We start from the raw sequence: 19,603 nt of genomic DNA, 5'->3' as shown, positions 1-19,603 counted from the left end.
AATGATATAAGGGTAGCCTTGTGGACTCATTTCCTGCCATAGAGATAGATAAAGTTAAAGCCTGGGATTTTAGGCTAACTAATAAAAATACTTCTGAATGTTTAAATGTTGCCTATGGTGTCGATGCTAATTATCTTGATGGTGTAGGTGTTTCTATCACATCAATTGTCCTAAATAATCGACATATTAATCTTGATTTTTATATTATTGCTGATGTTTATAATGATGATTTTTTTCAAAAGGTCGAAAAACTTGCAAGGCAGTACCAATTAAGAATCACGCTTTATAGAATTAATACTGATAAGCTTCAGTGCTTGCCTTGTACACAGGTCTGGTCAAGAGCAATGTACTTTCGTTTGTTTGCGTTTCAATTATTGGGCCTGACGCTTGATCGTTTACTTTATCTTGATGCGGATGTTGTTTGTAAGGGTGATATTAGCCAATTACTTCATCTGGATTTAAACGGAGCGGTGGCTGCTGTTGTTAAAGATGTTGAGCCAATGCAGGAAAAAGCGGTATCCAGGTTGTCTGATCCTGAACTACGGGGACACTACTTTAATTCAGGAGTAGTTTATTTAGACTTAAAGAAATGGGCTAATGCAAAACTAACAGAGAAAGCATTATCTATTCTTATGAGTAAAGATAATGTTTATAAATATCCTGATCAAGATGTTATGAATGTTCTATTGAAAGGGATGACAATATTTTTGCCTCGTGAATTCAATACTATTTATACCATAAAAAGCGAATTAAAAGATAAAACACATCAAAACTATAAAAAGTTGATTACAGAAAACACGCTTCTCATCCATTATACAGGAGCAACTAAACCGTGGCATAAATGGGCAATTTATCCATCGGTAAAATATTTTAAAATAGCGTTAGATAATTCGCCATGGAAAAATGATTCTCCCAGAGATGCAAAATCAGTTATCGAATTTAAGAAAAGATATAAGCATTTGTTAGTCCAGCATCATTACGTAACCGGTGTTATAGCAGGGGTCCGTTATCTTTACCGAAAATATTACAGTAAATAACCTTTAATTGGCTTATCATGATTCAGAAAAATAAGATTAAAGATTTTGTTGTTTTTACTGATGACAACAATTCAAAGTACCTCAATGTATTAAATGACTTTTTATCTTATAATATTAAGATCATCAAAGTGTTTCGTTCTATTGATGATACAAAAGTCATGCTTATTGACACCGATTACGGTAAGTTTGTGCTTAAGGTATTTTCTCCAAAAATTAAACGCAACGAGCGTTTTTTTAAATCTCTATTAAAAGGTGATTATTACGAACGCCTTTTTGAACAAACCCAAAAAGTGCGAAATGAAGGCTTACATACTCTCAACGATTTTTATTTATTAGCAGAGCGAAAAACCTTACGATTTGTCCATACATATATCATGCTTATCGAGTATATTGATGGCATAGAGTTGTGTGATATGCCCGATATTGATGATGTGCTAAAAAATAAAATTCAGCAATCAATTAATGCCTTGCATCAACATGGCATGGTTTCTGGTGATCCTCATCGTGGTAACTTCATTATAAAAAATGGTGAAGTTCGAATTATTGATCTCTCCGGGAAACGTGCTTCAGCGCAGCGGAAAGCGAAAGACCGTCTTGATTTAGAGCGTCATTACGGTATTAAAAATGAGATTAAGGATCTTGGTTATTATCTTTTAGTTTATCGTAAAAAAATGCGCAATATTATGCGGCGTTTGAAAGGAAAACCAGCACGCTAAAGCAGAAATATCCCACAATTACGCGTCTTCGTTAGGCATTTTTATACGGAGTTATTTATTTCACAGGTTTATCATGAAGAATATTCGATACATTGACAAAAAAGATGTTGAAAACCTGATTGAAAATAAAACATCTAATGATGTTATTATTTTTCTATCTGGCCCCACATCGCAAAAGACACCTTTGTCGGTATTACGGGCAAGGGATATTATTGCTGTCAATGGTTCAGCACAATATCTGTTAAGTCATAATATTATTCCCTTTATTTATGTACTTACAGATGTTCGCTTTTTACATCAACGTCGTGATGATTTTTACAATTTTAGCCAAAGAAGCCGTTATACTATCGTAAACGTTGACGTTTATGAACACGCCTCCGAAGAAGATAAACTTTATATCCTCCAGAACTGTCTTATATTACGGTCTTTTTATCGCCGGGAAAAAGGTGGTTTTATAAAGAAGATTAAATTTAATATTTTGAGCCAAATTCACAAAGAACTGCTGATCTCTGTACCGTTGTCTAAAAAAGGTCGTCTGGTTGGATTTTGCAAGGACATTAGTCTTGGTTATTGTTCATGCCATACTATTGCCTTTGCTGCAATCCAGATAGCATATTCACTAAAGTATGCGCGGATTATTTGTTCAGGTCTGGATTTGACGGGTAGCTGTTCGCGTTTCTATGATGAAAATAAGAATCCTATGCCCTCGGAATTGAGTAGGGATTTATTTAAAATCTTGCCATTTTTCCGTTTTATGCATGATAATGTAAAAGATATTAATATTTATAATTTGTCTGATGATACGGCTATTTCTTACGATGTAATTCCATTTATTAAACTTCAAGATATCAGTACAGAAGAATCAAAGGATAGGACAAGAAAAAAAATACAATATAAAGCTTCAACTGATTCTTATGCTAATTAATCATCCTGAAACTAAAATAATATGGTATAAAAATGCGTTTAGGTACTTTTCATAAAAAGAAAAGGTTTTATATAAACAAAATCAAGATTAATTTTCTTGCTTTTTTATTTCGTAAGAAAATCAATCATCAAGTTACAGAACCAGCGCAAGTTAAATCATGCCTTATCATTCATGATAATAATAAACTCGGTGATTTAATTGTATTAAGTTCGATTTATCGTGAACTTTACAGTAAAGGGGTTAAAATAACCATTCTTACAAATAGAAAGGGTGGGGAGTTTCTCTCTAATAATAAAAATATATTTGAGTTCTGTATTAAAGAATCAACGGGTTCCTTTAAAATGCTTAGTCTATGTAAGCATCTGCGGAATTTACAGTTCGATATTGTATTAGACCCCTTTGAGACTATGCCTTCATTTAAGCATAGTTTAATATTATCAAGTTTTAAAGATTCTTACATTCTGGGTTTCGATCAATGGTATAAGCGTTACTATTCATTTTATCATCCCCACGATGAATGTTTAAAAGAACACATGAGTACACGAGCAATAGAAATACTGAAGCATATTTATGGTGAGGGTGAATTTTCCACCGACTACGACTTGCATTTACCTGTAGATGTTGAAAATAAAATAAAAAATTTTATTGGGAATACAAGAATAGTCATCATTAACCCATTCGGTGCAAAAAAAATATGCCGACTTACGTTTGAGCAAATAAAAGTTATATATCAAGAGGTGAAATCACAGTTTGAAAATTATCGAGTGATATTTACCGGGTTACCGCAAGATTTATTGACAATACCAATATCTGAAATTGAAACACTGCCATTTTCAGAGTTTATTTATACTGTTGCGTTGACCAGGTATAGTGATTTTGTCATTTCTGTTGATACAGCTCTTGTTCATATCGCTGCGGCTTATCATAAACCAACGCTTGCATTTTATCCTAATTCACGTAGTCCAGAATATCCCTCACACTTAATTTGGGCCCCGAATAATAATCAATCTATACAAATAGTATCACCAACATTTACGGTAAAAGATATCGGTACTGAAACTTTAACTGATTCAGTAAAGAGATTAAGTTGTATAGATAAGAAGTGAGTTTTAACTCACTTCTTATCTTGTCTATTCTTGATTAATAGTATTTTTGCAATTATTAATAACGAGTAAGAGGGCTATAGCGGATATAACGATAATCGGAATGCTGCGAGCCCATATGATCACATCACTTAGCCCAACTCCCACTACACCAAGCGTTAATATCAACAAACCCAATGCGCGTTTTTTATATGCTGTATAAAATAGTGAAAAATAGAGGAAAAGGGTGGAAAAAATCCCCATCAGACCTTTCAGTGACGCTGTTTCAATTATCTCATTATGTAGGTGTACGTTAGCAAAATCCAATGCCCCTCTTAGTCTATTGTTTTCTGCGACTAATAAATTCATACTTTCAGCGCGCGACTCTGCAGATCTAAATGAAAAAGGCGATTCTTTGAATAAATCAAAACCAATTTCGTACATTGCCAGTCTTGCACCTAATGAAGTCACGCTATTAGAATTGGTATAACTGTTTAAATCATTTAATGCTTCGTTATAGCGATATTGAATTGGTTTATTAAATATAATTACAACACTGGCCAATATGGCAATTAGTAGAACGATAGCAGAAGTGAATTTTTTTGGGGATTTGTTGTAATATGTAATTAGTGCAACAGCACAAATTACAGGGAACAGGAGTAGAGTTGCTCTGGTTTGTGTCAGTGCCAGAACATAAAATACCGCACAACTATTTAATAAAAATAAAAAAGGATGGTTTTTTTTAGTATAAAGAATTGCAACACCACTAACTATTCCTATTAGCATTGTTGAATATGCCGCACCTGTAGCCGCTCCTATACCAAAAGAAATACGGTCATAGTCATGAATACTATTAATATAAAATGCATATGCGGCAATTACAAATGACAGAGAGTACAAAAAATATAATGCAATTTCTTTTTTTTGTTTTATTTTGCTGGTAAGAGCTAAAAAAACAATAAAAGAGCCAAATAAAAATATTTTAGCAGTATTTAAGTAATTATGATAAGTAGCTCGAAATGGTGAGTTGTCTACTTTAAATAAAGAATACCAAATTAAATCAAGTGCTCCTATAAAAAATATAGAGAGGGGAAGAATAGAATCCTTTAGACGATAATTTTGTTTGTTGCCGCGTAAAATTAATGACAATAAGCCAACTATAGCTGTGATATTGTATACCTTTATGCTCAAGGTATTATCTATTAATGCAATTACTAATGAAAAAAAACATAAAACATAAGTCATAATCTCTAAAATTATAGATGATTTTAGAGCGTAAGGTTTCCATGATTGGAGTTTAATGAAGGTTGGCATGTTTTACCTTTATAATGATGATAATTTTTCCAAAACTGCTTGACCGTTGAGATTAATTAAATTTTTCCCCGGCGCCCTACAAACCACCTGATTCTTCCCATACCCGCCAATTAATCCCGGATCGGTCGGTCCATATACAGTAATATTTGGTTTATCCAGAGCCGCAGTTAAATGGCTTAATCCCGTATCCACCGAAACCACGAATTTCGCCCCGGCCAGCACGCTGGCAACACCTTCCAGACTCATCTTCGGCAATACGTCGACATAATCAAATCCTTCTGCCAGCCTTTTCGCCCGCGCTTCTTCATGTGGCGCGCCCCAGGGAAGTTTAATGCGAATCCCTGAACCTGCCAGTAAACCAATTAATTCTCGCCAGTGTTCTTCCGGCCAGTGTTTATCATCACGGGTCGTCGCATGAAGAAATACGGCATATTCGCCAGCATCCGTCGGCAGGTTAGCCAGGAAATGCTGCGCAATGGCATAGTCGCCCTGAGTCTGTGGTTTGCTGTAACCCAGGCTTTTGGCGAACAGCTCACGGGTGCGCTCTACGGCGTGCTGCTGTTTTGCAATATGATGCTTGCGATTGTAAAACAGGCTTGCCAGTGGTTCGCGAGCGGTTTGCCAGTCCATTCCATGCTTAATGCCATGCGCCAGACGTGTCACCAGCGCGGCACTTTTTACCAGCCCTTGCGCATCAATAATCGCGTCATAGTTTTCTGCCTGTAGCGTTTCACGAAACGCTTTCCGCTCCGCTTTAATAGGGGCGGAAAACCACGCTTTACGCCAGCGACGTATCGCTACCGGAATAACCCGTTCAACGGCGGCGTGCCAGGAAGGGATCTGTGCAAAGCCTTCTTCCACCACCCAATCAAACTTTATTCCAGGGATTGCCTGCTGTGCATCGGTTAGCGCGGGCAGCGTATGGAGGACATCGCCCATCGACGATGTTTTGACGATAAGAACCCGCATCCGTCAGGCTTCCTCTTGTAACAACAGTGCGTTGAGTTCTTCCAGCACGCGCTGTGGCGTAATGTCGATCAGACTCTGGTGATACCCTTCTGCGGCATCGCCTTTACGCACTTTGTGGTAGCCAGTAATCAGACGAATTACTCGCGCTTTATGAGAAAGCGGCGGCGTAAAGTCCGGGCTGCTTGGCCCATACAGTGCGACCAGCGGACGATTCAGTGCTGCTGCGACGTGCATCAGGCCGGAATCGTTGGTGACAATGGCTTTACAGGCCGCAATCAGAATAACGGCTTGATCAAGCTGTGTTTCTCCCGCCAGATTACGACACCATGCCTGCTGCTCGGTATTCAGTGCAGCGAGTATCTCATTGCCCGCCTCATGATCTTTCGCCGAACCAAACAGAACTACCTGATAACCTTCATCAATTAGCTGCTTTGCCAGCTCTGCGTAGTGGTAGTGCGGCCAGCGTTTTGCCGGGCCAAACTCCGCTCCCGGGCAAAAGCCAATCATCGGACGTTCTGATGAGAGGGAAAATTGGTTACAGGTATACGATTTTTCACCTTCGCTCACCTGCAATTGCGGCCATAACAACGGTTTTGGTAGATCTTGTGCGGTACGCATTACGCCTTTGTCATAGGCCAGCGCGACATAGCGTTCTACCATTAGCGGCCAGTCTTCTTTATCAAGCACGCGCACGTCGTTGAGTAAACCGTAGCGCATTTCCCCACGCCAGCCGGTGCGATGTGGAATCCCTGCGAAGAAAGGCACTAATGCGGATTTAAAGGAGTTGGGTAAAACGTAGGCGCGGTCGTAACGTTTTTCGCGCAGGCTATGTCCCAGCTTGCGGCGTTCGCTGATCTCCAGCGCCCCGTGACCGAGGGGCATAGGGATAGCTTCGTTAACTTCCGGCATCCGCGACAATAACGGACGGCACCACGCCGGTGCCATCACGTCGATTATTGCCTGGGGATAGCGCGCCTGGAGCGTGCGATAGAGACTTTGCGACATCATCATGTCGCCAACCCAAGACGGGCCTATCACCAAAATCTTCATAGTTACGCGTCGCGATTCAGCCAGGCCATATATTCCGTTACACCTTCAGCAACGGTTTTGAACGGTTTGTCGTAACCCGCCGCGCGCAGATTAGTCAGATCCGCCTGAGTAAACGCCTGATAGCGGCCTTTCAGTTTATCCGGGAACGGAATGTATTCGATCTGACCTTTCTTGTGATAAGCAAGAGTAGCATCTGCTACGGCCTGGAAGGATTCTGCACGACCAGTACCGAGGTTGAAGATGCCGGAAACGCCATTTTCCAGGAACCACAGATTCACATCTGCCACGTCGCCCACGTAGACGAAGTCGCGTTTAAAGTTCTCGCTACCTTCGAACAGTTTCGGTGATTCACCGTTGTTAAGCTGGGTGTTGAGATGGAAAGCGACGCTCGCCATGCTGCCTTTATGACCTTCACGCGGCCCATAAACGTTGAAATAACGGAAGCCAACAATCTGCGAGTTCGCTTCTGGCAGAATTTGACGAACATATTCATCAAACAGGAATTTTGAGTAACCGTAGACGTTCAGTGGTTTTTCGTATTCGCGGGATTCAATAAAGTCGGAGGTGCGTCCGCCATAGGTCGCTGCGGAAGATGCATACAGGAACGGAATTTCGCGCTCCAGACAGTAGTGCAGCAGCTCTTTGGAGTATTGATAGTTGTTATCCATCATATACTTGCCATCCCACTCGGTGGTGGATGAGCACGCGCCTTCGTGGAAAATCGCTTCGACATCGCCGAACTCTTCGCCAGCCATAATCTGGATCAGGAAGTCTTCCTTATCCATATAGTCCGCGATATTCAGATCCACCAGGTTCACAAACTTGGTGCCGTCTTTCAGGTTGTCCACCACCAGAATATCGGTGATGCCTTTATCATTCAGGGCCTTAACGATGTTGCTGCCGATAAAGCCCGCGCCGCCGGTAACGATGATCATAACTGTAACCTTCGAATTATGGAGTCAGAGACAATCTCAGACACGAATACTTCTATCATATCACTACACGACGTTGGCTTCAGCCATTCGCCGAAAGTGAGAGTGATGGGCGTTATTTATTCTAAATTTTACAGAAGTGTTAACGCGTCATCTCGTCGCGACCTATAAGTTTGGGTAATATGTGCTGGAATTTGCCCTGTCTGGAGAATCGCAATGCGTGGAGAATTTTATCAGCAGTTAACCAACGACCTGGAAACCGCACGGGCGGAAGGGTTGTTTAAAGAAGAGCGCATTATCACGTCTGCGCAGCAAGCAGATATCACTGTGGCTGATGGAAGCCACGTCATCAACTTTTGTGCCAATAACTATCTTGGGTTGGCGAACCACCCAGAGCTGATTGCGGCGGCAAAAGCGGGAATGGATTCTCATGGTTTCGGCATGGCTTCAGTACGTTTTATCTGCGGCACTCAGGATAGCCATAAAGAGCTTGAGCAGAAACTGGCGGCATTTCTGGGTATGGAAGATGCGATTCTCTACTCTTCCTGTTTTGATGCCAACGGCGGCCTGTTTGAAACGCTGCTGGGCGCGGAAGACGCCATTATCTCCGACGCACTGAACCACGCGTCTATTATTGATGGTGTGCGTCTGTGCAAAGCCAAACGTTATCGCTATGCCAACAACAATATGCAGGAGCTGGAAGCGCGTTTAAAAGAAGCGCGTGAAGCCGGGGCGCGTCATGTGCTGATCGCCACCGACGGCGTGTTCTCGATGGACGGCGTGATTGCCAACCTGAAAGGCGTTTGCGATTTGGCAGATATTTACGATGCGCTGGTGATGGTGGATGACTCCCACGCGGTTGGTTTTGTCGGTGAAAACGGTCGTGGTTCCCATGAATACTGCGATGTGATGGGTCGTGTCGATATTATCACCGGCACGCTGGGTAAAGCCTTAGGTGGTGCTTCCGGCGGTTACACTGCGGCGCGCAAAGAAGTGGTTGAGTGGCTGCGCCAGCGTTCTCGTCCGTACCTGTTCTCCAACTCACTGGCACCAGCCATTGTCGCCGCTTCCATTAAAGTGCTGGAGATGGTCGAAGCGGGCAGCGAACTGCGTGACCGCCTGTGGGCTAACGCGCGTCAGTTCCGTGAGCAAATGTCGGCGGCGGGCTTTACCCTGGCGGGAGCCGATCACGCCATTATTCCGGTCATGCTTGGCGATGCGGTAGTGGCGCAAAAATTTGCCCGCGAGCTGCAAAAAGAGGGCATTTACGTCACCGGTTTCTTCTATCCGGTCGTACCGAAAGGTCAGGCGCGTATTCGAACCCAGATGTCTGCGGCGCATACCCCTGAGCAAATTACGCGTGCGGTAGAAGCGTTCACGCGGATTGGTAAACAACTGGGCGTAATCGCCTGAGTGAGGATGTGAGATGAAAGCGTTATCCAAACTGAAAGCGGAAGAGGGCATCTGGATGACCGACGTTCCTGAACCGGAACTCGGGCATAACGATCTGCTGATTAAAATCCGTAAAACAGCCATCTGCGGGACTGACGTTCACATCTATAACTGGGATGAGTGGTCGCAAAAAACCATCCCGGTGCCGATGGTCGTAGGCCATGAATATGTCGGGGAAGTGGTAGGTATTGGTCAGGAAGTGAAAGGCTTCCAGATTGGCGATCGCGTGTCTGGCGAAGGTCATATCACTTGTGGTCACTGTCGCAACTGTCGCGGCGGTCGTACCCATCTGTGCCGCAACACTATCGGAGTTGGCGTTAACCGTCCGGGCTGCTTCGCCGAATATCTGGTGATCCCAGCCTTCAACGCCTTCAAAATTCCCGACAATATCTCCGACGACCTGGCTTCCATTTTTGATCCCTTCGGTAACGCCGTGCATACCGCGCTGTCGTTCGATCTGGTGGGTGAGGATGTGCTGGTCTCCGGTGCAGGCCCGATTGGTATTATGGCGGCGGCGGTGGCGAAACATGTCGGCGCGCGTAATGTGGTTATCACCGACGTTAATGAATATCGTCTCGAACTGGCGCGCAAAATGGGTATCACGTGCGCGGTTAACGTCGCGAAAGAAAATCTCAATGACGTGATGGCGGAGCTAGGCATGACCGAAGGCTTTGATGTCGGTCTGGAAATGTCCGGTGCGCCGCCAGCGTTTCGTTCCATGCTCGACACCATGAACCACGGCGGTCGCATTGCGATGCTGGGTATTCCACCGTCTGATATGTCTATCGACTGGACCAAAGTGATCTTTAAAGGCTTGTTCATTAAAGGTATTTACGGTCGTGAGATGTTTGAAACCTGGTACAAGATGGCGGCGCTGATTCAGTCTGGCCTCGATCTCTCGCCGATCATTACCCATCGTTTCTCTATCGATGATTTCCAGAAGGGCTTTGACGCCATGCGTTCGGGCCAGTCCGGGAAAGTTATTCTGAGCTGGGATTAACACGAACAAGGGCTGGTATTCCAGCCCTTTTGCCTGAGGATAATCTGTTAAATATGTAAAATCCTGTCAGTGTAATAAAGATATCGTAATTGCGCTGTTATCTTATATTGCTGCTCTCATCAACTCTCTAGCCTGAAGTGACTCTCTCACCTGTAAAAATAATATCTCACAGGCTTAATGGTTTCTTAATACAAAGCCTGTACAACGTTAGGGTAACTTCAGAGGCCGTCGGTAATTTATGATGAACAGCACCAATAAACTTAGTGTTATTATCCCGTTATATAATGCGGGCGATGATTTCCGCACTTGTATGGAATCTTTAATCGCGCAAACCTGGACTGCTCTGGAAATCATTATTATTAACGATGGTTCAACGGATAATTCTGTTGAAATAGCAAAGTATTACGCAGAAAACTATCCGCACGTTCGTTTGTTGCATCAGGCGAATGCTGGCGCATCGGTGGCGCGTAATCGCGGGATCGAGGCAGCGACGGGCAAATATGTTGCTTTTGTCGATGCTGATGATGAAGTCTATCCCACCATGTACGAAACGCTGATGACAATGGCGTTAGAGGACGATCTCGATGTGGCGCAGTGCAATGCTGACTGGTGTTTTCGTGAAACGGGAGAAACCTGGCAATCTATCCCCATCGATCGCCTTCGCTCAACCGGCGTATTAACCGGCCCGGACTGGCTGCGGATGGGACTTTCTTCTCGCCGCTGGACTCACGTTGTCTGGATGGGTATTTATCGCCGCGACGTTATTGTAAAAAATAACATTAAATTTATTGTTGGATTACATCATCAGGATATTGTATGGACAACAGAATTTATGTTTAACGCGCTGCGTGTGCGATATACCGAACAATCGTTATATAAATATTATCTGCATAATACGTCAGTGAGTCGGTTGAATCGACAAGGGAATAAAAATCTTAATTATCAACGGCACTATATTAAAATTACCCGCCTGCTGGAGAAATTAAATAGAAATTATGCCGACAAAATTACGATTTATCCGGAATTTCATCAACAAATAACTTACGAAGCATTGCGCGTTTGCCATGCGGTGCGCAAAGAGCCGGATATTATTACCCGCCAGCGGATGATTGCCGAGATATTTACTTCCGGCATGTATAAACGTCTGATTACTAATGTCCGCAGCGTAAAGGTAGGTTATCAGGCATTACTGTGGTCTTTCCGCTTATGGCAATGGCGCGACAAAACACGGTCGCACCATCGCATTACGCGCAGCGCCTTTAATTTGCGCTAGCGTTAAACTTCGCCGCTTCGGGCTGTTTGCCCCAGCCCTGCCACTGATGCTGGAAGTAAACGATCAGCGTGCTCTGGCTGATGCTTTCGCTTAATACTTCAAAGAAGCGATTAGCATAAACAGGTTCTATCGGTTTCTTCGGTTTGCACAGCTTCACGCCACGGAACGGATTACGCGGTGCGTCGGGCACAGTGTTCTTCGGCGGTGTAGACGTATCGACCTGCGGTTCATTCAGCAAGCTGCTGGCTTTCACCAGCGTAATGTCTGGCGGCAGGTTATAAACCATCTGTTGCAATACGCGAACTGTTGAAGGGTGAGGATGACCAATGGCGATGGTTGAACCGTTGCGACGCGCCAGGTCAATTGCGCGATTGAACTGCATACGGATGTCCGCTTCGTTCTGGGAATCATCGAGAAACACTTTCCGTTTGATGACTTTTACGCCAGTACCTTGTGCGGCGCGCATCGCCTGGGTATTACCGATAGTCACACTGTCGAGGAAGTAAAGATTGTAACGCTCCAGCGCCTGCATCACTTTCTGCATACCAAAAAGGTTAGAGGTCATCTTGCTGCCCATGTGGTTGTTGATCCCCACGGCATAGGGCACGTTATTGACCGCGCTGCGAATAATGTGCTCAATCTCGTCGCTGCTCATCTCCGGGCGCAGCGTATTTTTCTCCAGCGGCTGCTTACTCAGCGGTGCCATCGGTAGATGAATCAATACTTCGTGACCGCTGTTATGCGCTTTAGTCGCCATCTCTCTGGCGTGTGGCGAGTCGGGTAACACGGCGACAGAGATAGCAGAGGGCATCGCCAGCACCTGGTTTTCGTTGTGCGGGCGATAACCAAAATCATCAATGACGATGGCAAGTTTGCCAGCAAATACAGGGGAGGAGAGAGCCAACAGAGCGGCAAATGCAAGAACGTTACGACGAAATGGAAACAAAACTTATCTTCCCAACCACGGCTGTGGATTGACCGCCTGACCCTGGCGGCGAATTTCGAAATAGAGTGAAGGCCGACCCTGACCGCCACTGCTGCCCACCAGTGCAATTGGCTGACCCGCGCGAACCTGCGAACCAACGCTCACCAGTGCGCTCTGATTATAGCCATAAAGGCTCATATCGCCTTTACCGTGCTCAACCACCACCACCAGGCCGTAGCCTTGCAGCCAGTCAGCCAGAATCACCCGACCGTCGGCAATCGCTTTAACTTCAGTACCTTCAGAGGCACCAATCACCATCCCTTTCCAGCGCAGCTCACCCTGTAGCTGTTCGCCATAGCGGTGCAGCGTCGGCCCGCGAACAGGCCAGAATGCCTGACCACGCGGCGCACCCAGACCACCGGTTCGGGACATCAGTGATTTTTCGCTTTCAGTCGGTTTGTAGGTGGTGCCTTTGCGCGTCGCTTCTTTTTGCCTGTCGCGAACAGCCTGAGCCTCACGCGCTTCTCGTTCAGCACGCGCTTTCGCTGCCGCTTCTGCACGAGCAATGCTATTGCGCAGACGAGATTCGTTGGCGCGCAGTTCACTTAGCTGCTGCTGACCTTGTTGAATGGAAGACTCCAGCCCTGCCAGCGTCTTCTTACGCTCGTTCAGCGCCTGGGTCAGCTTCGCCTGCTGAGCGCGTTGTTCGTATAACAGCGTTTGTTGCTCGCTCTGTTTCTCTTCCAGCTCGGCGCGCTGCATGGCGACTTCTGCGCGTGTTTGCTTCAGTTCGGCGATGGTTTCTTGTCGCGCCTGGTTGAGATAGCCGAAATAAGCCTGTAAACGCTGACCGCGCTGGCTTTCTTCACCGCTGAGAATGAGCTGTATACCCGTATGCTCACCCTGGCGAAATGCGGCGTCCAGTTGCGCAGCGAGACTGCGTTCCTGAGCCGCTTTTTGCTGTTCCAGTTTGGCAATCGAGGCGTTCATCTCATCAATCTGTTTATTCAGTTGATTGAGCGTATTTTGCGTTTCGCGCAGCTTACGAGTGGCTTCGGAGATCGCCTCTTCCTGCTTTTTCAATTGTGCCAGCAGGCTTGAGCGTTGTTGCTGTTGTTGGCGTACCGCACGCTCTTTGGCAGCGATATCAGCCTGAATAGACTTGAGTTGGTCACGGTCATCCGCGTGGGCAGAAAAAGTGCACAACAATACGCCAGCGCAAAGAACGCTGGCGTAAATGATGGGCCTGACTGCAAACCTGCGCGGTTTCGTGGCCCGTGTCATGGTATTAATCGCCTTTCCCCTCATGGGGAGGGATTATTCCACGATGAACAGCGGCTTACCAGTCATCTCTTGCGGGATTTCCATACCCATTAAAGAGAGCATGGTCGGCGCGATGTCAGAAAGTTTGCCACCTTCAACTGCTTTCACGTTCTTATCGCCAACGTAAATCAGCGGAACAGGCAGGTTGGTATGCGCCGTGTGAGCCTGACCAGTAGCCGGATCGCGCATCTGTTCAGCGTTACCGTGGTCAGCGGTGATCAGCAGTTGTCCACCCACGGACTCAACAGCTTTGGTCACTTCTTCCACGCAGTGATCCAGTGCTTCAACCGCTTTAACCGCAGCTTCCATCACCCCGGTGTGACCTACCATGTCGCCGTTCGGATAGTTACAGATGATGGTGTCGTATTTGCCGCTCTTAATTGCCGCAACCAGCTTCTCGGTCAGTTCAGCGGAGCTCATTTCCGGCTGCAAATCGTAAGTAGCCACTTTCGGTGAGTTGATCAGAATGCGATCTTCGCCTTTGAACGACTCTTCTACGCCACCGTTGAAGAAGAAAGTGACGTGGGCATATTTTTCGGTTTCGGAAATACGCAGCTGAGTTTTGTCGTTTTTCGCCATCCACTCGCCGAAGGTGTTAACCAGAGAGGCTGGTGGGTAAGCAACGGCGGTTTTGATGTCGGCGGCGTATTCGGTCAGCATCACGAAATCGATGTTAACCACTTTCTTACGCGCGAAGCCGTCGAAATCAGCGTTTACAAATGCACGAGTGATTTCACGCGCGCGGTCAGCGCGGAAGTTCATGAAAATCAGCGCATCGCCGTCTTCCATCGCTGCATCTGGCTGGCCTTCAGCACGAATAACGGTCGCTTTCACGAACTCGTCGTTTTCGTCGCGAGCATAAGCGGCCTGCAAACCAGCAACGGCGGTATCAGCCTGGAACTCACCCTGCGCCAGAGTCAACAGGTCATAAGCTTTTTCAACGCGATCCCAACGGTTATCGCGATCCATTGCGTAGTAACGACCAATGATGGACGCTACGCGGCCTTTACCCAGCGCGGCAAATTTCTCTTCGAATTTTTTCAGCGAGGATTCAGCACTGCGCGGCGGGGTGTCACGACCGTCAAGGAATGCGTGCAGGTAGATTTTCTCTGCGCCACGTTCAGCTGCCAGCTCTACCATTGCCATGATGTGATCTTCGTGGCTGTGTACACCGCCTGCGGAGAGCAGACCCATGATGTGTACCGCTTTGCCCGCGTTCTTCGCTTTATCTACCGCGCCAGTCAGCGTCGGGTTGGCGAAGAAAGCGCGATCTTTGATTTCAACGTCCAGACGAGTCAGGTCCTGATACACGATGCGGCCGGCACCCAGGTTAACGTGACCTACTTCGGAGTTACCCATCTGACGGTCAGGCAGACCGACTTCCAGACCGGAAGCGTCGATCAGGGTATGCGGACGATTGGCCCACAGTGCATCCATTACCGGGGTTTTAGCACTAAAAATGGCGTTATCCTGCTGTTCTTCGCGATAGCCATAGCCATCCAGAATCACCAGTACCATAGGTTTTTTAGAAACCGACATTGCGACAACCTCATACTCAAGAGTCAAAATTTGCGTAATTTTACTACAGCTGAATCGATAAAATAGCCTCTGAAGATCAAAATATACGACCGCTCGCGGCAAGCTGATGCCAGATTTGCGATTTTTTTTCGTAGCGTGCCGCAAAATTGCATTCCAGTGCACGCGCTGGCTGTATTTGCCGCAACGCGCAGGTATACTCCTTCCCTGGTTTTTAATCACTACGTCGGGAGTTATTACCCCCCATGCAAGAAATTATGCAATTTGTTGGCCGTCATCCCATACTGAGTATCGCCTGGATCGCGTTACTGGTGGCGGTTCTTGTTACTACGTTTAAGAGCCTGACCTCGAAAGTGAAGGTAATTACTCGTGGTGAAGCTACGCGTCTGATCAACAAAGAAGACGCAGTGGTTGTGGATTTACGTCAGCGTGATGACTTCCGTAAAGGCCATATCGCAGGTTCTATCAATCTGTTGCCGAGCGAAATCAAAGCCAACAATGTTGGTGAACTTGAGAAGCACAAAGACAAACCGGTTATCGTGGTAGACGGTTCTGGTATGCAGTGCCAGGAGCCTGCAAATGCGCTGACGAAAGCAGGGTTTGCGCAAGTATTCGTGCTGAAAGAAGGCGTCGCTGGCTGGGCTGGTGAAAACTTGCCTCTGGTGCGCGGCAAATAATTTACCTGTCATCTTTCATGTCGCAGGCAGTTAGCTGTAATTAGACCCCCAGCGACTTATTGATATAAGCTTCTGGGGACACACTATTTGTCGCTACCCTGCAACATAAAACTACAGGTAAAAAAACAGGAGCTAAGTTATGGCCAATGTTGAAATCTATACCAAAGAAACCTGCCCGTATTGCCATCGTGCGAAAGCACTGCTGAGCAGCAAGGGCGTGAGTTTTCAGGAGCTACCGATTGATGGCAACGCCGCTAAGCGTGAAGAGATGATCAAACGCAGCGGTCGCACCACGGTTCCGCAGATTTTTATTGACGCACAGCACATTGGCGGCTGTGACGACTTGTATGCATTGGATGCACGTGGTGGACTGGATCCCCTGCTGAAATAACGTATTAACGTTGGCATTACACTGCGCAGTATTTAAGGACAACACTTAAGGGTTTTCTACACATGTCAGAACAAAACAACACCGAAATGACCTTCCAGATCCAGCGTATTTATACCAAGGATATTTCTTTCGAAGCGCCGAACGCGCCGCACGTTTTCCAGAAAGATTGGCAGCCAGAAGTTAAACTTGATCTGGATACGGCATCTTCTCAACTGGCAGATGACGTTTACGAAGTGGTACTGCGTGTTACCGTAACGGCATCTCTGGGTGAAGAAACCGCGTTCCTGTGCGAAGTTCAGCAGGGCGGTATTTTCTCCATCGCGGGTATCGAAGGCACCCAGATGGCACATTGCCTGGGCGCTTACTGCCCGAACATTCTGTTCCCGTATGCTCGTGAGTGCATCACCAGCATGGTATCTCGCGGTACGTTCCCGCAACTGAACCTTGCGCCGGTTAACTTCGATGCGCTGTTCATGAACTATTTACAGCAGCAGGCTGGCGAAGGTACTGAAGAACATCAGGATGCCTGATGAACCAACGTAATGCTTCAATGACTGTGATCGGTGCCGGCTCGTACGGCACCGCTCTTGCCATTACCCTGGCAAGAAATGGCCACGAGGTTGTCCTCTGGGGCCATGACCCTGAACATATCGCGACGCTTGAACGTGACCGCTGTAACGCCGCGTTTCTCCCCGATGTGCCTTTTCCCGATACGCTTCACCTTGAAAGCGATCTCGCCACCGCACTGGCAGCCAGCCGTAATATTCTCGTCGTCGTACCCAGCCATGTCTTTGGTGAAGTGCTGCGCCAGATTAAACCGCTGATGCGTCCTGATGCACGCTTGGTGTGGGCGACAAAAGGACTGGAAGCGGAAACCGGACGTCTGTTACAGGACGTAGCGCGCGAGGCGTTAGGCGATCAAATTCCACTGGCGGTTATCTCTGGCCCAACTTTTGCGAAAGAACTGGCGGCAGGTTTACCGACGGCCATTTCGCTGGCTTCTACCGATCAAACCTTTGCTGATGACCTCCAGCAACTGTTGCACTGTGGCAAAAGTTTCCGTGTTTACAGCAACCCGGATTTCATTGGTGTCCAGCTTGGCGGCGCGGTGAAAAACGTCATTGCGATTGGTGCCGGCATGTCCGACGGTATCGGTTTCGGGGCGAATGCGCGAACGGCGCTGATCACCCGTGGTCTGGCTGAAATGTCGCGTCTGGGCACGGCGCTGGGCGCCGATCCTGCCACCTTTATGGGCATGGCAGGTCTGGGCGATCTGGTGCTTACCTGTACCGACAACCAGTCGCGTAACCGCCGTTTTGGCATGATGCTCGGTCAGGGCATGGATGTACAAAGCGCGCAGGAGAAGATTGGTCAGGTGGTTGAAGGCTACCGTAATACGAAAGAAGTCCGCGAACTGGCGCATCGCTTCGGCGTTGAAATGCCAATAACCGAGGAAATTTATCAAGTATTATATTGCGGAAAAAACGCGCGCGAGGCAGCATTGACTTTATTAGGTCGTGCACGCAAGGACGAGCGCAGTAGCCACTAAACCCAGGGAACCTTTGTTACCGCTATGACCCGGCTCGCGCAGAACGAGCCGGTCATTATCTCATCGTGTGGAGTAAGCAATGTCGTGTGAAGAACTGGAAATTGTCTGGAACAATATTAAAGCGGAAGCCAGAACGCTGGCGGACTGTGAGCCAATGCTGGCCAGTTTTTACCACGCAACGCTACTCAAGCATGAAAACCTTGGCAGTGCATTGAGCTACATGCTGGCGAACAAGCTGTCATCGCCAATTATGCCTGCTATTGCTATCCGTGAAGTGGTGGAAGAAGCCTACGCCGCTGACCCGGAAATGATCGCCTCTGCGGCCTGCGATATTCAGGCGGTGCGTACCCGCGACCCGGCAGTTGATAAATACTCAACCCCCTTGTTATACCTGAAAGGTTTTCATGCCTTGCAGGCGTATCGCATCGGTCACTGGCTGTGGAATCAGGGGCGCCGCGCACTGGCTATTTTTCTGCAAAATCAGGTGTCTGTGACTTTTCAGGTCGATATTCACCCGGCGGCAAAAATTGGTCGCGGTATCATGCTCGACCACGCGACAGGCATCGTCGTTGGTGAAACAGCGGTGATTGAAAACGACGTGTCGATTCTGCAATCCGTCACTCTTGGCGGTACGGGCAAAACCAGCGGCGACCGTCACCCAAAAATTCGTGAAGGCGTGATGATTGGCGCGGGCGCGAAAATCCTTGGCAATATTGAAGTCGGGCGCGGTGCGAAGATTGGCGCGGGTTCTGTAGTGCTGCAACCAGTGCCGCCGCATACCACCGCTGCTGGCGTTCCGGCGCGTATTGTCGGTAAACCAGACAGCGATAAGCCATCAATGGATATGGATCAGCATTTCAACGGCATTCACCATACGTTTGAGTATGGTGATGGGATCTGACGTCCTGTGCTCGTGCCGGATGCGATGCTAACGCATCTTATCCGGCCTGGCGTAACTAATCTCTCAACACCGCTCCCGGATATCCCAACTGCCGCCAGGCTTCATACACCACGACCGACACCGCATTGGACAGGTTCATGCTGCGGCTGTCCGGCACCATTGGAATACGAATTTTTTGTTCAGCGGGCAGAGCATCAAGAATGCTCGCTGGCAGGCCGCGTGTTTCCGGGCCGAACATCAGATAGTCGCCATCCTGATAGCTTACGGCGCTATGGGTGGGTGTACCTTTCGTGGTGAGGGCAAACAGACGCTGGGGATTTTCTGCTTCGAGGAACGCGCTATAGTCATGATGACGCGTAACGGCAGTAAACTCGTGATAGTCCAGCCCCGCGCGGCGCAGGCGCTTATCGTCCCAGGCAAATCCCATCGGTTCAATGATATGCAGACGAAAGCCGGTGTTGGCGCAAAGACGGATGATGTTGCCAGTGTTTGGCGGAATTTCTGGTTCGTAAAGTACGATGTTTAGCATACTGCCCCCTTAGTGCGGGGGC

General features: G+C 47.1%; 20 protein-coding genes and 1 pseudogene. 13 read left to right on the top strand and 8 right to left on the bottom strand.

Annotation, left to right across the window (positions count from 1 at the left end):
* The first annotated feature begins 20 nt into the window (after nucleotides 1–20).
* The 5 genes from rfaJ (at nucleotide 21) to C3D30_RS20745 (ending at nucleotide 3,983) form a co-directional block, all read left to right on the top strand.
* On the top strand, nucleotides 21–1,037 hold the full coding sequence (gene rfaJ / locus C3D30_RS15230) for a lipopolysaccharide 1,2-glucosyltransferase RfaJ (RefSeq protein WP_016159952.1): 1,017 nt from the start codon (nucleotides 21–23) through the stop codon (nucleotides 1,035–1,037).
* Between the two features lie 17 nt (nucleotides 1,038–1,054).
* The gene (gene rfaY / locus C3D30_RS15225; protein ID WP_000615156.1) at nucleotides 1,055–1,753 is read left to right on the top strand and encodes a lipopolysaccharide core heptose(II) kinase RfaY; all 699 of its coding nucleotides are present in this window, start codon (nucleotides 1,055–1,057) and stop codon (nucleotides 1,751–1,753) included.
* A 73-nt stretch (nucleotides 1,754–1,826) separates the two neighbouring features.
* On the top strand, nucleotides 1,827–2,678 hold the full coding sequence (gene waaZ / locus C3D30_RS15220) for a 3-deoxy-D-manno-oct-2-ulosonate III transferase WaaZ (RefSeq protein ID WP_105287084.1): 852 nt from the start codon (nucleotides 1,827–1,829) through the stop codon (nucleotides 2,676–2,678).
* A gap of 32 nt (nucleotides 2,679–2,710) precedes the next feature.
* Nucleotides 2,711–3,784, top strand: a complete 1,074-nt coding sequence (locus C3D30_RS15215) for a glycosyltransferase family 9 protein (RefSeq protein ID WP_105287083.1) — start codon at nucleotides 2,711–2,713, stop codon at nucleotides 3,782–3,784.
* A 100-nt stretch (nucleotides 3,785–3,884) separates the two neighbouring features.
* The gene (locus tag C3D30_RS20745) at nucleotides 3,885–3,983 is read left to right on the top strand and encodes a hypothetical protein (protein WP_272941841.1); all 99 of its coding nucleotides are present in this window, start codon (nucleotides 3,885–3,887) and stop codon (nucleotides 3,981–3,983) included.
* Nucleotides 3,984–4,072: 89 nt separating this feature from the next.
* On the opposite strand, the pseudogene C3D30_RS20740 reads toward C3D30_RS20745, so the two are convergent.
* The 4 genes and pseudogenes from C3D30_RS20740 to rfaD form a co-directional block, all read right to left on the bottom strand.
* Nucleotides 4,073–4,546 (bottom strand): annotated as a pseudogene (locus C3D30_RS20740) (O-antigen ligase family protein); the annotation flags it as partial.
* A 537-nt stretch (nucleotides 4,547–5,083) separates the two neighbouring features.
* Nucleotides 5,084–6,043: a lipopolysaccharide heptosyltransferase RfaC gene (gene rfaC, locus C3D30_RS15205; RefSeq protein ID WP_001264600.1), complete on the bottom strand. Its 960-nt coding sequence runs from the start codon at nucleotides 6,041–6,043 to the stop codon at nucleotides 5,084–5,086.
* Between the two features lie 3 nt (nucleotides 6,044–6,046).
* On the bottom strand, nucleotides 6,047–7,093 hold the full coding sequence (rfaF, locus tag C3D30_RS15200) for an ADP-heptose--LPS heptosyltransferase RfaF (protein WP_000699257.1): 1,047 nt from the start codon (nucleotides 7,091–7,093) through the stop codon (nucleotides 6,047–6,049).
* A gap of 2 nt (nucleotides 7,094–7,095) precedes the next feature.
* Entirely contained in the window at nucleotides 7,096–8,028 is a 933-nt protein-coding gene (gene rfaD / locus C3D30_RS15195; protein ID WP_000587764.1) for an ADP-glyceromanno-heptose 6-epimerase, read from the bottom strand.
* Between the two features lie 213 nt (nucleotides 8,029–8,241).
* On the opposite strand from rfaD, the gene kbl reads away from it, so the two are divergent.
* From kbl to waaH, 3 genes are all read left to right on the top strand, one after another.
* Nucleotides 8,242–9,438 carry a glycine C-acetyltransferase gene (gene kbl / locus C3D30_RS15190; RefSeq protein ID WP_001213853.1) on the top strand — a complete coding sequence of 399 codons (1,197 nt, stop codon included), beginning with the start codon at nucleotides 8,242–8,244 and terminating at the stop codon, nucleotides 9,436–9,438.
* Nucleotides 9,439–9,451: 13 nt separating this feature from the next.
* On the top strand, nucleotides 9,452–10,477 hold the full coding sequence (tdh, locus tag C3D30_RS15185; protein ID WP_105287081.1) for an L-threonine 3-dehydrogenase: 1,026 nt from the start codon (nucleotides 9,452–9,454) through the stop codon (nucleotides 10,475–10,477).
* Between the two features lie 238 nt (nucleotides 10,478–10,715).
* Complete coding sequence (waaH, locus tag C3D30_RS15180) at nucleotides 10,716–11,750, top strand: UDP-glucuronate:LPS(HepIII) glycosyltransferase (protein ID WP_105287080.1); 1,035 nt, start codon at nucleotides 10,716–10,718, stop codon at nucleotides 11,748–11,750.
* On the opposite strand, the gene C3D30_RS15175 is transcribed toward waaH, so the two are convergent.
* The 3 genes from C3D30_RS15175 to gpmM are packed head-to-tail and all read right to left on the bottom strand — an operon-like array spanning nucleotide 11,737 to nucleotide 15,537.
* Nucleotides 11,737–12,696, bottom strand: coding sequence for a divergent polysaccharide deacetylase family protein (locus C3D30_RS15175; protein ID WP_105287079.1), 960 nt, complete (start codon nucleotides 12,694–12,696; stop codon nucleotides 11,737–11,739). The two genes, waaH and C3D30_RS15175, sit on opposite strands and share 14 nt — an antisense overlap.
* A gap of 3 nt (nucleotides 12,697–12,699) precedes the next feature.
* Nucleotides 12,700–13,959, bottom strand: a complete 1,260-nt coding sequence (envC, locus tag C3D30_RS15170) for a murein hydrolase activator EnvC (protein ID WP_016159958.1) — start codon at nucleotides 13,957–13,959, stop codon at nucleotides 12,700–12,702.
* Nucleotides 13,960–13,992: 33 nt separating this feature from the next.
* Nucleotides 13,993–15,537 (bottom strand): 2,3-bisphosphoglycerate-independent phosphoglycerate mutase, encoded by a 1,545-nt coding sequence (gene gpmM / locus C3D30_RS15165; protein WP_010349900.1) that lies wholly within the window; start codon nucleotides 15,535–15,537, stop codon nucleotides 13,993–13,995.
* 242 nt (nucleotides 15,538–15,779) lie between these two features.
* Here gpmM and C3D30_RS15155 point away from each other — a divergent pair, with 242 nt between their 5' ends.
* From C3D30_RS15155 to cysE, 5 genes are all read left to right on the top strand, one after another.
* Nucleotides 15,780–16,211, top strand: coding sequence for a rhodanese-like domain-containing protein (locus C3D30_RS15155; protein WP_001156181.1), 432 nt, complete (start codon nucleotides 15,780–15,782; stop codon nucleotides 16,209–16,211).
* 139 nt (nucleotides 16,212–16,350) lie between these two features.
* Nucleotides 16,351–16,602: a glutaredoxin 3 gene (grxC, locus tag C3D30_RS15150; RefSeq protein ID WP_000024392.1), complete on the top strand. Its 252-nt coding sequence runs from the start codon at nucleotides 16,351–16,353 to the stop codon at nucleotides 16,600–16,602.
* A gap of 62 nt (nucleotides 16,603–16,664) precedes the next feature.
* A complete protein-coding gene (secB, locus tag C3D30_RS15145) occupies nucleotides 16,665–17,132 on the top strand; it encodes a protein-export chaperone SecB (protein WP_000003377.1) in 468 nt (155 codons plus the stop codon).
* Entirely contained in the window at nucleotides 17,132–18,151 is a 1,020-nt protein-coding gene (gene gpsA, locus C3D30_RS15140; RefSeq protein WP_001076199.1) for an NAD(P)H-dependent glycerol-3-phosphate dehydrogenase, read from the top strand. The genes secB and gpsA overlap by 1 nt, the downstream gene beginning before the upstream one ends.
* A 79-nt stretch (nucleotides 18,152–18,230) precedes the next feature.
* Nucleotides 18,231–19,052: a serine O-acetyltransferase gene (gene cysE, locus C3D30_RS15135; protein WP_001277564.1), complete on the top strand. Its 822-nt coding sequence runs from the start codon at nucleotides 18,231–18,233 to the stop codon at nucleotides 19,050–19,052.
* A 55-nt stretch (nucleotides 19,053–19,107) separates the two neighbouring features.
* Here cysE and trmL read toward each other — a convergent pair whose 3' ends face one another.
* Complete coding sequence (trmL, locus tag C3D30_RS15130; protein WP_000932356.1) at nucleotides 19,108–19,581, bottom strand: tRNA (uridine(34)/cytosine(34)/5-carboxymethylaminomethyluridine(34)-2'-O)-methyltransferase TrmL; 474 nt, start codon at nucleotides 19,579–19,581, stop codon at nucleotides 19,108–19,110.
* Between the last annotated feature and the right edge of the window lie 22 nt (nucleotides 19,582–19,603).

The organism is Escherichia sp. MOD1-EC5433, assembly GCF_002966005.1.
Taxonomy (GTDB): domain Bacteria; phylum Pseudomonadota; class Gammaproteobacteria; order Enterobacterales; family Enterobacteriaceae; genus Escherichia; species Escherichia ruysiae.
This window is presented reverse-complemented; position numbering and strand designations above follow the sequence as displayed.

Excerpts from the sequence above, each read along its gene's own strand:
- rfaY (WP_000615156.1), top strand. The coding sequence starts at position 1,055 with ATGATTCAGAAAAATAAGATTAAAGATTTTGTTGTTTTTACTGATGAC.
- waaZ (WP_105287084.1), top strand. The coding sequence starts at position 1,827 with ATGAAGAATATTCGATACATTGACAAAAAAGATGTTGAAAACCTGATT.
- C3D30_RS15215 (WP_105287083.1), top strand. The coding sequence starts at position 2,711 with ATGCGTTTAGGTACTTTTCATAAAAAGAAAAGGTTTTATATAAACAAA.
- C3D30_RS20745 (WP_272941841.1), top strand. The coding sequence starts at position 3,885 with ATGCTGCGAGCCCATATGATCACATCACTTAGCCCAACTCCCACTACA.
- rfaC (WP_001264600.1), bottom strand. The coding sequence starts at position 6,043 with ATGCGGGTTCTTATCGTCAAAACATCGTCGATGGGCGATGTCCTCCAT.
- rfaF (WP_000699257.1), bottom strand. The coding sequence starts at position 7,093 with ATGAAGATTTTGGTGATAGGCCCGTCTTGGGTTGGCGACATGATGATG.
- rfaD (WP_000587764.1), bottom strand. The coding sequence starts at position 8,028 with ATGATCATCGTTACCGGCGGCGCGGGCTTTATCGGCAGCAACATCGTT.
- kbl (WP_001213853.1), top strand. The coding sequence starts at position 8,242 with ATGCGTGGAGAATTTTATCAGCAGTTAACCAACGACCTGGAAACCGCA.
- tdh (WP_105287081.1), top strand. The coding sequence starts at position 9,452 with ATGAAAGCGTTATCCAAACTGAAAGCGGAAGAGGGCATCTGGATGACC.
- waaH (WP_105287080.1), top strand. The coding sequence starts at position 10,716 with ATGATGAACAGCACCAATAAACTTAGTGTTATTATCCCGTTATATAAT.
- envC (WP_016159958.1), bottom strand. The coding sequence starts at position 13,959 with ATGACACGGGCCACGAAACCGCGCAGGTTTGCAGTCAGGCCCATCATT.
- gpmM (WP_010349900.1), bottom strand. The coding sequence starts at position 15,537 with ATGTCGGTTTCTAAAAAACCTATGGTACTGGTGATTCTGGATGGCTAT.
- C3D30_RS15155 (WP_001156181.1), top strand. The coding sequence starts at position 15,780 with ATGCAAGAAATTATGCAATTTGTTGGCCGTCATCCCATACTGAGTATC.
- grxC (WP_000024392.1), top strand. The coding sequence starts at position 16,351 with ATGGCCAATGTTGAAATCTATACCAAAGAAACCTGCCCGTATTGCCAT.
- secB (WP_000003377.1), top strand. The coding sequence starts at position 16,665 with ATGTCAGAACAAAACAACACCGAAATGACCTTCCAGATCCAGCGTATT.
- gpsA (WP_001076199.1), top strand. The coding sequence starts at position 17,132 with ATGAACCAACGTAATGCTTCAATGACTGTGATCGGTGCCGGCTCGTAC.
- cysE (WP_001277564.1), top strand. The coding sequence starts at position 18,231 with ATGTCGTGTGAAGAACTGGAAATTGTCTGGAACAATATTAAAGCGGAA.
- trmL (WP_000932356.1), bottom strand. The coding sequence starts at position 19,581 with ATGCTAAACATCGTACTTTACGAACCAGAAATTCCGCCAAACACTGGC.